This is a genomic window from Rhizobium sp. Leaf453, from assembly GCF_001425605.1.
Taxonomy (GTDB): domain Bacteria; phylum Pseudomonadota; class Alphaproteobacteria; order Rhizobiales; family Rhizobiaceae; genus Pararhizobium.
Genome location: NZ_LMRG01000027.1, coordinates 154,370 through 165,742 on the forward strand (window position 1 = coordinate 154,370; position 11,373 = coordinate 165,742).

General features: G+C 62.5%; 10 protein-coding genes. 1 reads left to right on the forward strand and 9 read right to left on the reverse strand.

Features of this window, described 5'->3' with window-relative positions:
• Positions 1–2: 2 nt before the first annotated feature.
• The 9 genes from ASG68_RS24015 to obgE form a co-directional block, all read right to left on the reverse strand.
• Positions 3–1,325: a S41 family peptidase gene (locus ASG68_RS24015; RefSeq protein WP_062586113.1), complete on the reverse strand. Its 1,323-nt coding sequence runs from the start codon at positions 1,323–1,325 to the stop codon at positions 3–5.
• Complete coding sequence (locus tag ASG68_RS24020) at positions 1,315–2,745, reverse strand: murein hydrolase activator EnvC family protein (RefSeq protein ID WP_082477863.1); 1,431 nt, start codon at positions 2,743–2,745, stop codon at positions 1,315–1,317. Before ASG68_RS24020 ends, ASG68_RS24015 begins: the two co-directional genes overlap by 11 nt.
• Positions 2,746–2,874: 129 nt before the next feature.
• Positions 2,875–4,905 carry a diguanylate cyclase gene (locus ASG68_RS24025; RefSeq protein ID WP_162243527.1) on the reverse strand — a complete coding sequence of 677 codons (2,031 nt, stop codon included), beginning with the start codon at positions 4,903–4,905 and terminating at the stop codon, positions 2,875–2,877.
• 175 nt (positions 4,906–5,080) lie between these two features.
• Positions 5,081–5,563: a 23S rRNA (pseudouridine(1915)-N(3))-methyltransferase RlmH gene (gene rlmH / locus ASG68_RS24030; protein ID WP_062586117.1), complete on the reverse strand. Its 483-nt coding sequence runs from the start codon at positions 5,561–5,563 to the stop codon at positions 5,081–5,083.
• A gap of 221 nt (positions 5,564–5,784) precedes the next feature.
• Entirely contained in the window at positions 5,785–6,228 is a 444-nt protein-coding gene (gene rsfS, locus ASG68_RS24035) for a ribosome silencing factor (protein WP_062586119.1), read from the reverse strand.
• A gap of 90 nt (positions 6,229–6,318) precedes the next feature.
• A complete protein-coding gene (locus ASG68_RS24040) occupies positions 6,319–6,906 on the reverse strand; it encodes a nicotinate-nucleotide adenylyltransferase (protein WP_062586518.1) in 588 nt (195 codons plus the stop codon).
• A 37-nt stretch (positions 6,907–6,943) separates the two neighbouring features.
• Positions 6,944–8,224, reverse strand: coding sequence for a glutamate-5-semialdehyde dehydrogenase (locus ASG68_RS24045; RefSeq protein ID WP_062586121.1), 1,281 nt, complete (start codon positions 8,222–8,224; stop codon positions 6,944–6,946).
• Positions 8,217–9,386 (reverse strand): glutamate 5-kinase, encoded by a 1,170-nt coding sequence (proB, locus tag ASG68_RS24050; RefSeq protein WP_062586123.1) that lies wholly within the window; start codon positions 9,384–9,386, stop codon positions 8,217–8,219. Before proB ends, ASG68_RS24045 begins: the two co-directional genes overlap by 8 nt.
• 1 nt (position 9,387) lies before the next feature.
• The gene (gene obgE, locus ASG68_RS24055) at positions 9,388–10,404 is read right to left on the reverse strand and encodes a GTPase ObgE (protein ID WP_062586125.1); all 1,017 of its coding nucleotides are present in this window, start codon (positions 10,402–10,404) and stop codon (positions 9,388–9,390) included.
• Positions 10,405–10,487: 83 nt separating this feature from the next.
• On the opposite strand from obgE, the gene ASG68_RS24060 reads away from it, so the two are divergent.
• Complete coding sequence (locus ASG68_RS24060) at positions 10,488–11,348, forward strand: endonuclease/exonuclease/phosphatase family protein (RefSeq protein WP_062586127.1); 861 nt, start codon at positions 10,488–10,490, stop codon at positions 11,346–11,348.
• Positions 11,349–11,373: the final 25 nt, after the last annotated feature.

Genomic DNA, 11,373 nt, shown 5'->3' on the forward strand with positions numbered 1-11,373 from the left:
CCTTACGGCTTCAGTTCGGCCTTTTCCGGATTGGCCGGGAAAGCCGGATCGGACTTCTTGCCGCGCAGCAGGTCGAGCGCGTAGTTCAACTGCAGATCGTCCTTGGCTTCCGGCGGCACGTAGGCGACCGAGCCGGAGCCTTCCTCGCTTTCGTTCTGGCCTTTGATATGGCCGCGCAGGCTGGATTCGCTCGTCGTTTCGACCTTGCCCAGCAGTTCCGGCGGCAGCGGCTGTTCGACCTTGATATCCGGCGAGATACCGGTGCCCTGGATCGATTTGCCCGACGGCGTGTAATAGAGCGCGGTGGTCAGGCGCAGAGCGCCGGCATCGCCGAGCGGAATGATCGTCTGGACCGAGCCCTTGCCGAAGGAACGCGTGCCGAGAACGGTGGCGCGCTTCAGGTCCTGCAGGGCGCCGGCAACGATTTCCGATGCCGAAGCCGAGCCGCCATTGACCATCACGATCACCGGTTTGCCGTCCGTCAGGTCGCCGGCCGTAGCGTTGAATCGGCGGGTCTCGTCCGGATTGCGGCCGCGGGTCGAGACGACTTCGCCACGCTCCAGGAAGGCGTCGGAGACGTTGATCGCCTGATCGAGCAGACCGCCCGGGTTCAGACGCAGGTCGAGTACATAGCCCTTCAGCTTGTCGGCCGGAACCTGGGCCTTGATCTTCTCGATACCGTTCTTCAGGTCGTCGTAGGTCTTCTCGGTGAAGGAGATGACGCGCAGGTAACCGACATCGCCCTCGACGCGGAACTTGACGGCGCGGACGGCGATGATGTCACGAACGATCGTCAGTTCGATCGGCTTTTCCGCGCCCTTGCGCAGGATGGTCAGTTTGATCGGTTTACCGACGGCGCCGCGCATCTTGTCGACGGCTTCCTCGAGCTTCAGGCCGCGCACATCGGCACCGTCGATCTTGGAAATGAAGTCGCCGGCGAGAACGCCCGCCTTGGCGGCCGGGGTGTCATCGATCGGGCTCGTTACCTTGACCAGATCATCTTCCATGGTCACTTCGATGCCGAGACCGCCGAACTCACCCTTGGTCTGGGTGCGCATGTCTTCCGCATCGGTGGAGTTCATGTAGCTGGAATGCGGATCGAGCGAGGAGAGCATGCCGTTGATGGCATTCTCGATGAGCTTGTCATCCTGCGGTGGCGTCACATACTGGGCGCGGACGCGCTCGAACACGTCGCCGAAGATCGACAGTTCGCGGTATGTCGACGGATTGGCCGCGACGGCCGGGACGATGGACGAATAAACCACGCCCATGGCGGTTGCACCCATCAGTGCCCCGACCAGAACAAGTGAAGCCCTACGAATCATTGCGTGCCTTTCCGGTGTCTGCTGCGGTCCACCATGGTCGGGAATCAACCGGTTTTCCGTCTTTCCTGAATTCAATGTAAAGTGTCGGCCGTTCTGTTTCCAGCGCCAATGCGGCCGCGCTGGCCACTCTTTTGTTACCCATGGTCCCCAGTGGCTCGCCGGCAACGACGAATTGCCCCTGCTGGACGTTGACGCTATCCAGCCCCGACAGGACGACATGATAGCCATCGCCGGGATTGAGGATGATCATCTGGCCGTAACTGCGAAACGTACCGGCAAAGACGATCCAGCCGTCCGATGGCGCTGTGACCAAAGCCCCGGCGCTTGTCTCGAGCATCATGCCCTGCAACGAATGCCCCGTGCCATCGGCATCGCCGAACCGGCGCAGGACCGACCCGGCGACCGGAAGAGCGAGCTTTTTCTGCAAGTCCGAAAAGGCATATGCAGGCGCAATGCGGTTTTTGTCGGGCGTAACGGATTTTGCCAGTTCGCGGGCTTCCTCGCGTTGCGCGTCCGACATCTGCCGGCGTTTTTCCTCCTCGGCCCGGGCGGCTTCCGCAGCCTCGCGAACGGAGGCAATCTGGCCTTCGATCGAGCCGATCAGGCCTTCGAGGCTGGTGGCCTGGCTTGCCAGTTGCTCGGCCTTGCGGCGCTCGGATGCAAGTTCGGTCGCGCTGCGCTGCTTGAGCTTCTGCTTTTCGGCAATCAGCATGTTCATGCGCCGCTCTTCCTCGAGCCGTGCTGCCATGTCGTCGCCAAGAGATTGTTTCTGCGTCGTAATTTCCTTGCGCAGGCCGGACAGTGCCAGAAGGTCGGCAGCGAGGTCCTCCGTCTCATGGCGAATGCCGGGAACCACCGCGCCGAGCAGGATGGCGCTGCGCACGGAGCCGAGTGCGTCCTCGGGCGTGACCAGAAGGGCGGGCGGCGGATTGCGGCCCATGCGCTGCAGCGCTGCCAGAACCTCGGCGAGAACACCGCGCCGCGCGCGCAGCGACCGGTGCACGGCATCTTCCTTGGTGCGCAAGGTCGTCAGCTTTTCCTCGCCGTCGACAATCTCCTGTTCCAGCGCCTTGCGCTTGTCAGCGGAGGTGACAATCGCCGATCGCAGTGATTCGCTGGTTTTTTCGAGATCGTCGATGCTGGCCTGCAGTTCGACGGCCCGTTCCTGCGAGAGCGTGATCGTCTTCGAAAGGGCTTCCAGCTCGCTGCGCGTGCTGTCGCGCTTCAGCTGAAGGGCTGCGGCGGGATCATCCTGTGGGGCGGTTTGTCCGGCAGAGGGGCGCTCGGTCGTTTCCGTGGTCTGGGCGAGGGCGCTCGTGCCGAACAGCAGGAATGCCGACAACAGGCTCGCGCGGAAGCCGAGCCATCCGGCCGTTGCCGGTCGCGCTTTCCCCGTCCGCTTGCCTGCGTCCAAAATCATTCCGCCATTCGCTGTCAGCCGCCTGTCCGCGCAAACCCTATGCTGATTTGGCCCGTGCCGCCAACAGCCTTTGACCGCAATTGCGGCATCCGGATGGCAGGGTTTGCGCGGTTTATCAGTGAAACGTGATTATGCCGAGGCCCGCTGCCGGTCGACCGGCGTTTCACCGCGCGCTAGAACGGCGCGGATCTGTTCCAGCGCCAAAGATGCGAAGCCACGCAGGAGTTCGCGCTGATCGTCGGAGAACGACGCACGCGGCGACTGGTCAGCGATGCAAAGGCTTCCGAGCGTCGCACCGGTTTCCGCATCGATCAGCGGCGTGCCGGCATAGAAGCGGATACCCGGATCGCCCTTGACCAGAGCATTTCCGGCAAAGCGGACGTCGCGCGTCGCATCCAGCACGACCAGGGCATCCGGTCCTGCAAGCGCATGGGCGCAAAAGGAAAGATCGCGCGGAATCTCGTCGCTGGCAAGGCCCGAGCGCCCGACAAAACTCTGGTGCGCCGTATCGACCAAGGTCACGAAGGCCATGCTTGTGCCGAAGGATTGCGCCGCCATGTGGCTGACGCGATCAAGCCCGACATTGACCTCTGGAGTCATATGGGCAAGTGCGCTTTTGACACGAGCAGCACGGATCGTCTCATTTGCCGGGACAGGGGCGGGAATACCGATCTGGACGCAGGCATGCGTCACCACGCGGTTGCGGCCGCTGCGTTTGGCGCCATAGAGCGCTTGGTCGGCGGCGGCGACCAGTTCGGCCGAAGTCAACGGCGGCACATCGGCCGGCGAAACATAGGTCGCGGCGCCGAGGCTTGCCGTGACATAGCCGGTATGGCTGCGGGCATGGGGGATCGCCAGTTCTTCGATCGCTGCGCGAAGCTCCTCGGCGACCGCTTCGACACCGTTTGCATCGGTGTTCGGGAGAATGATGGCGATTTCCTCGCCGCCATAGCGGGCGGCCATGTCGGCCGGGCGTTTCAGATGAAGCTGGATTGTCTGGGCGATGGTCTTCAGACAGTCGTCGCCGGCCTGGTGGCCGTAGAGATCGTTGAAGAGCTTGAAGCGATCGACATCGATCATGATGATGGAGAGGGGCGCGCCAAGCTTGAACGCATTGGCGAACTCCGTTTCCAGCACGATATCGAAGCGCCGGCGATTGTAGAGGCCGGTGAGGCCATCGACATGGGCCAGCGTGCGGTAGCGCTGTTCATTGGAACGGCGCTGGCGCAATTCCGCGCCAAGCATCAGGGACAGCCCGATGACGCAGGCTGCCAACACCGTAAAGGCCAGCCCGGTCGTCAGCGCCAATCGGTTCCAGCCGGCATAGATTTCCTCGACGGAGCGGCCGACGGCGACGATGAGAGGCAGGTCGTCGACATGGCTGGCGCTGAACAAACGCTCGATATGGTCAATCGGCGACAGGGCGGCAAATGGCTCGGTGGCGGCTGCCAACTGCCAGAACATCGGCGAGGTTACATAGTTCCTGCCGACGACGCCCTCGATTTCGGGCGTGCGCAACAGGAGCGTGCCATCGGTCGCATACAGGCTGACGGCGCCCTTGTCGCCGAGTTCCAGTGAGTGGAACAGTGGTTTGAATGCGTCGAGGCGCAGCGAGAAGACAGCGACGCCCGCGAACTTGCCATCACTTGCCGTGAGGCGCCGGCTGAGCGTGACGACGACCTCGCCCAGCGGCGAGACTGTCACGGTTTTCGGGGTGAACAGGGCATCGCCTGTCGTTCTCTCGTGGGTATAGAAATAGGACTCGTTGGCAAAGTTCGTGCGGGTCCGCAGATTGGTCTGCGAACTCAGCACCAGATTGCCGCGCGCGTCGAGAATGTAGATTTCACCCAGGGCGGCCTGCGTGGCCGATCCGCCGAGCAGCGCCTTACGGGTCTGCTGGTCGAAGCGGAAATCGGGATTGTGGCGTAGCATCTGGCGGACCGAGAGCAGCGCCTGGTCGGCATTGTGGAAGGACATCAGGATGTCGCGGCGAACGGAGGCGTCGAGATTGCGCGCACCGATGCCGGCCTGCTTCCACGCCTGCTGGCGTTGGTCGATCAGGAGGGTCGCAAACAGTGTCGTGAAGCCGATGAGGATCGAGAGCAGCACAAGAGCCCTGAAAAAGCCGCGCCGCCCCTGTCGGCCGGCCGTTTGACACATGACCATCCATTCCCGCAGGCTTTTCAAGATGTTGCCGTCCTTTCGGTCCGCGCCGCTCAAGCGATGTCGCAACCGGACGCGTGACGTCGGAAACGATAGGACTGGACGATTAACGGCTGATTACGCGGATGGGGCATCCCTAGAAATAGCTACTCAAGGCCTTGCGTCCGAATGCTTAAACCCGGTGATATGGATGTCCGGACAGGATGGTGACGGCGCGGTAGAGTTGTTCGGCGATGAGGATGCGCACCAACTGGTGCGGCCAGGTCATCTTGCCCAGGCAGATGACGGCGTCGGCCTTGGCATGAAGCGCGGGATCGAGCCCGTCGGCGCCGCCGATCGCTACCATCAGGTCGCGCTTGCCGCTGTCGCGGAAGTTACCGACGAGGGTGGCAAAGCCTTCGGAATCCAGCGCCTTGCCGCGTTCGTCGAGCAGGATGAGCAGGCTGGAATCGGGCAGGGACTTTTCGAGCAGAACCGCCTCTTCACGCTTGCGGGTATCGGCACTGGAGGCGCGGCTTTCGTTGACCTCGACGACGCGTGAGAATTCGAGGCCGATGGCCGGTCCGGTCTTGGCGAAGCGGTCGAGATAACGGGCTGCGAGGTCTTTCTCCGGCCCCGCTTTCAGGCGCCCGACGGCAAACAGACCAACCCGCATGTTCAACAACCCCGTTTTCGCTTCTTCGGGGAAGCAATAGCGTATTTTTGTCGTCCGGTCCGCCGGGAAAGCCGCAACACACAGGGATGGACTTCCGGGAAAATCGTCGATCCCGGACATTTCGGCCTGGCTTCAGGCGCACAATCGGCTCATGTCGCCTGCGTGGTGCAGGTTCCACCCATTCCATCAGCGCCCGTCCGGCGTCCGAAGACGCGCGACGCTCAGTGCAATGTGCCGTCTTCCATATCCGGCGCGGCCCACATCTTCTCGATGTTGTAGAACTCGCGGATTTCCGGGCGGAACACGTGGACAATGATGTCGCCACTGTCGATCAGCACCCAGTCGCCGGTATCGAGACCTTCGACGCGTGCATTGCCCTGGCCGCCTTCCTTGAGGTCGGTGATCAGGTGATCGGCGATCGCCATGACATGCCTGCTCGACCGTCCGGAGACGACGACCATGTAGTCTCCCAGAGCTGACTTGCCGGCGATGTTGATGGTGACAATATCTTCTGCCTTCGAGTCCTCGAGACTGCCAAGGACCAGTTGAAGAGCACGGGCAGCGGCTTCGTCGCTGCGTTCCGGGCTTTTAGGGAAGATGCGTGTGACATTTCCCTTGGCTTGTACTGTTGTCAGGGTTTTTCCTTTCCAAATGACGACAGGCACTGCACGATTCGTATGTCGGACGAACCGATGCCCTAAATGTAGTCCTCAATGCCTTAACGTTTCAAGACATCAGAAATAAATGACGGTTAATCACTGTTTAAGTTTCTGGCGCAAAGCCGTCGAGCTGAGCGGCGAACGGGGGCCGTGGATAAACGTCCAGGCCGGGGCATTGCGGAAGGCGAGCGCTGCGGCGCGGTCTTCATCGATACGCGCATAATCGAATGTTTTCGCCATTTTCGACGAGAGATAGGCGAGCGTATCGCCGGGACGATCGATGACGGCGATGGGAAATGTACGCGCGATCTTCTGCCAGTCCTGCCACTGATGGAAGTTCTTCAGGTTGTCGGCGCCCATGATCCAGACGAAGCGGATATCGCGGTTGCGCTCGCGGATTTTCTCCAGCGTGCGGGCCGTGTAGCTCTGGCCGAGCGACTGTTCGAATGCCGTCACCTTGATGCGGGGGTCCTCGGCGATGGCCTCGCTGAGCGCAATGCGTTCGGCAAGGGGGGCAAGCTGGCGGCGGCTTTTCAGGGGATTACCGGGTGTGACCATCCACCAAAGCTGGTCGAGGCCCAGCCTGCGCAAGGCGATATCGGCGACCAGCACGTGGCCGTCATGCGGCGGGTTGAACGACCCGCCGAACAGGCCAACCGTCATGCCGCTCTCGACATGCGGCATCTTCAGATAGAAGGGATCGACGTCGCCCGGATGCACCTTATGGCCGGACCTGACCGGTGCCGCGCACCCTGTATTTGAAGGAGGTCAATTGTTCGACGCCGACGGGGCCACGCGCATGCATCTTGCCCGTTGCGATGCCGATCTCGCCGCCCATGCCGAACTCGCCACCATCGGCGAACTGGGTCGAGGCATTGTGCAGCAGAATGGCCGAATCGACTTCACTGAAGAAGCGCTCGACCACAGCGGGGTCTTCGGCAATGACGGCTTCCGTGTGCGACGAGGACCATGTGGCGATGTGATCGATCGCACCCTCGACTCCATCGACCAGAGTCACAGAAATGATCGCGTCGAGATATTCCGTCGCCCAGTCTTCCTCCGTTGCGGCAATCAGGCCGGGAACGATGGCGCGGATATCCTCGCTGGCGCGGACTTCGCAGCCGGCATCACGCAGGACGGCAACCAGCGGTGCCACAAATTTGTCAGCAGCAGCGCGGTCGATCAGCAGGGTCTCGGCCGAACCACAGACGCCGGTGCGGCGCATCTTGGCGTTGACAACCACCTTTTTAGCCATGTCGAGATCGGCCGACGCATCGACATAGACGTGGCAGAGGCCTTCGAGATGGGCGAAGACGGGCACGCGGGCCTCGTTCTGGACGCGAGCAACGAGGCTCTTGCCGCCGCGCGGCACGATGACGTCGATCGATCCCCCCAGGCCGGTCAGCATGGCGCCGACGGCAGAGCGATCGGCGACGGGCACCATCTGGATCGCATGCTCTGGAAGCCCGGCATCCTTCAATCCCTGCACCAGGCAGGCATGGATAGCCTGAGATGAATGCAGGCTATCGGAGCCGCCGCGCAGGATGACGGCATTGCCGGCCTTGAGGCATAGCGCGCCGGCATCCGCCGTCACATTCGGGCGGCTTTCATAGATAACGCCGATGACGCCAAGCGGCGTGCGGACGCGCTCGATATGCAGGCCGTTCGGGCGGTCCCATTCGGCGATGACGTGGCCGACGGGATCGGGCAGATCGGCAATGGCGCGGATGGCATTGGCCATATCCAGCACACGGGTTTCCGACAGGGTCAGGCGATCGAGAAAGGAGGCGGCGACACCGGTTTCGCGGGCATTTTCCAGATCGAGCGCATTGGCGGCGAGGATGTCGTCCTTGCGAGCGACGATCGCGGCGGCCATGCTGACGAGGGCGGCGTGCTTGCGCTCGGCCGATGCTGTGGCAAGCGGTCGGCTGGCGGCGCGGGCCTGACGGCCGATCACGGCCATGATCTCCTGGATCTCTTTCTTTCTCACGTCGTCAAGCATGCGCGTCGCTCCTCACCGCATCCGTCTCCCGCCTGGGCAGCGACGTCATCACCATGTCGTCGCGATGGACCATGGCGGCGCGCCCGGCATAACCGAGAATGACGGCAATTTCCGCCGATTTCTTTCCGGCGATCTGCCGGGCCTCATCGGCATCGTAACCGGCGAGCCCGCGGGCGATCTCGCGGCCCTCGGCGCCGATGATGGCAATCGTGTCGCCGCGGCTGAACGAGCCGGTGACCTCTCGCACCCCGGCGGGCAGCAGGCTTTTTCCGGAACGAAGTGCATTCTCAGCGCCCGCGTCGATGGCAAGGCTGCCGGCCGGCAGCAATTGTCCGGCAATCCAGGTTTTGCGTGCTGTGACCGGCGAGCCGGACGGGGCAAACCAGGAGGATCGTGCACCTTCGCCAATGGCGGAAAGCGGATGATCGACCTTTCCGGATGCAATGATCATGGCGCAGCCGGAACCGGTGGCGATCTTGCCGGCATCGATCTTGGTGCGCATTCCGCCGCGCGACAGTTCGGACGCGGCGCCACCGGCCATCGCCTCGATCTGCGGCGTGATTTCCAGGATGGTTTCGAGGAAGCGCGCATCGGGATCGAGATGTGGCGGTGCCGTGTAGAGCCCGTCGATATCCGACAAAAGCACCAGCAGGTCTGCGCCTGTCATGGTGGCGACGCGGGCGGCCAGCCGGTCATTGTCGCCATAGCGGATTTCACTGGTGGCAACGGTATCGTTCTCGTTGATGATCGGCACCGCACCCATCTTCAAGAGCTGGTTGATCGTCGCACGAGCATTGAGATAGCGGCGGCGCTCTTCGGTATCGCCGAGCGTCAGCAGAATCTGGCCTGCGACGATCTCGTCGGTGGACAGGCTTTCCGACCAGGCGCGGGCCAGTGCGATCTGGCCGACGGCCGCAGCCGCCTGGCTTTCCTCGAGCTTCAGGGCTCCCGACGGAAGGTCGAGCACGGACCGGCCGAGTGCGATGGCGCCGGAGGAAACGACGAGAACGTCCACACCCTTTGCCCGCAAGGCGGCGATATCGGCGCACATGGCGTTCAGCCACTGCTTCTTCAGCCCGGTCTTGCGATCGACCAGAAGCGCCGAGCCGATCTTGATCACAATCCGGCGGTACTTTTCCAGCGGTTTGCGGGTCGCGGCCATGTCAGTCTTCTTCTTCGCCGGTATCGGTCTGGGCGGCGACGATGATGTCACGCAGCGCCCGGAGTGTTTCGGTCATGCCGCTGCCAATGGCGGCCGAGAGCAGCATCGGTGTCTGACCACAGGCCTTGGCCAAGGCCTTCTGCTTCTTTTTCAACTCCGTCGGATCCAGCACATCGATCTGCGAGAGGGCAACGATCTCCGGCTTGTCCGTCAGTTCGCCGCCATAGGCCTCGAGTTCGTGCTTCACCGTCTTGTAGGCCTTGGCGACATTCTCTTCCTGCGCCGAGACCAGATGGAGCAGCACGCGGGTGCGCTCGACATGTCCGAGGAAGCGGTCGCCGAGGCCGACACCGTCATGGGCGCCCTCGATCAGGCCGGGAATATCAGCAAGGATGAATTCGCGGCCATCGATCGTCGCCACGCCGAGGTTCGGGTGCAGCGTCGTGAACGGGTAGTTGGCGATCTTCGGACGCGCGCGGGTGACGGTGGCGAGGAACGTGGACTTGCCGGCATTTGGCAGCCCGACCAGCCCGGCATCGGCGATCAGCTTCAGCCGCAGCCAGATGGTTTTTTCCTCACCTTCGAGGCCGGGATTGGCCCAGTTCGGCGCCTGGTTGGTCGAGGACTTGAAATGGGTGTTGCCGAAGCCGCCATTGCCGCCGGCGGCCAGCCGGAACCGCTGGCCCTCGGCGATCATGTCGACGATCATCGTCTCGCCGTCTTCCTCGAAGATCTGGGTGCCGACGGGAACCTTGAGTGTCACATCGGCGCCGCCAGCGCCGGTGCGGTTGCGTCCCATGCCGTGAATGCCGGTGCCGCCCTTGAAATGCTGCTGGAAGCGGAAATCGATAAGCGTGTTGAGGCCATTGACGGCCTCGACCCAGACATCGCCGCCGCGGCCGCCATCGCCGCCATCCGGGCCGCCGAATTCGATGAATTTCTCGCGGCGGAACGACACAGCGCCAGCACCGCCGTCGCCGGACCGGATAAAGACTTTTGCTTCGTCGAGAAATTTCATCGCACTGCCATCTGGTTTGTGTATTTGCCTGCCGTATTTGCCGCCATCGATATAGGCGCTTACCCCGGAGGTCAAAGAATATCGTGAAGTTTGTGAGCTACAATATCCAGTATGGCGTCGGTCTCGACGGCCAATTCGATCCGGAGCGGATCGTGGCAAGTCTTGAGGGCGCCGATGTCATCGCGCTTCAGGAAGTGACGCGCAACTTTCATCGCAATGGCCATGCCGATCTTGTGGCGATCTTTCGCGATCTGATGCCGCAATACTTCTCCGCCTTCTGGCCTGCCTGCGAGATCGATGCGGGTTCAGTGATCGAAGATGGGCGTGCCGTCGAGCGGCGTTTCCAGTTCGGCAACATGGTCCTGTCGCGCTACCCGATCTTGGCCACCCGCCTCATTTCGCTGCCGCGCACCCGGACGATTTCGCCGATGAACCTGCAGCGCGGCGCGACCGAAGCGCTGATCTCGACGCCGTCCGGCCCGCTGCGGGTTTATTCCGTTCATCTCGACCATGTCTCCCCGGCCGAGCGCATTGTCCAGATCTGCTATCTGAAGGACCGCGCGGTCTTCTATGGCATCGAAGGCGGGGCGATGACCGGTGGCGGTGATTTCGGTTTTGCAGAACTGCCTCATCCGGAGGACTTCGTGCTGATGGGCGATTTCAACATGGTGCCGGAATCGCCGGAATATTCCGCCATGACCGGGACGACGGACGCGTTTTACGGCCGTTCGCTCCGCATCGCCAATCCGGTCGATGCACTGGCGCATCTGAAGCGCCTCACGCCGGAAAGCTACAGCTGGATCGACCCGGCCAATCACGCCAAGCGCATGCATCTCGACTATTGCTTCGTCAGCGCCGGCCTTGCGGGACGGCTGAAGGATGCGTGGATCGACACGGCAGCTGATGGATCCGACCATCTGCCGGTCGGTTTCGAACTGGACTGACGTTTTCTGAGATCGGTGCGGATTC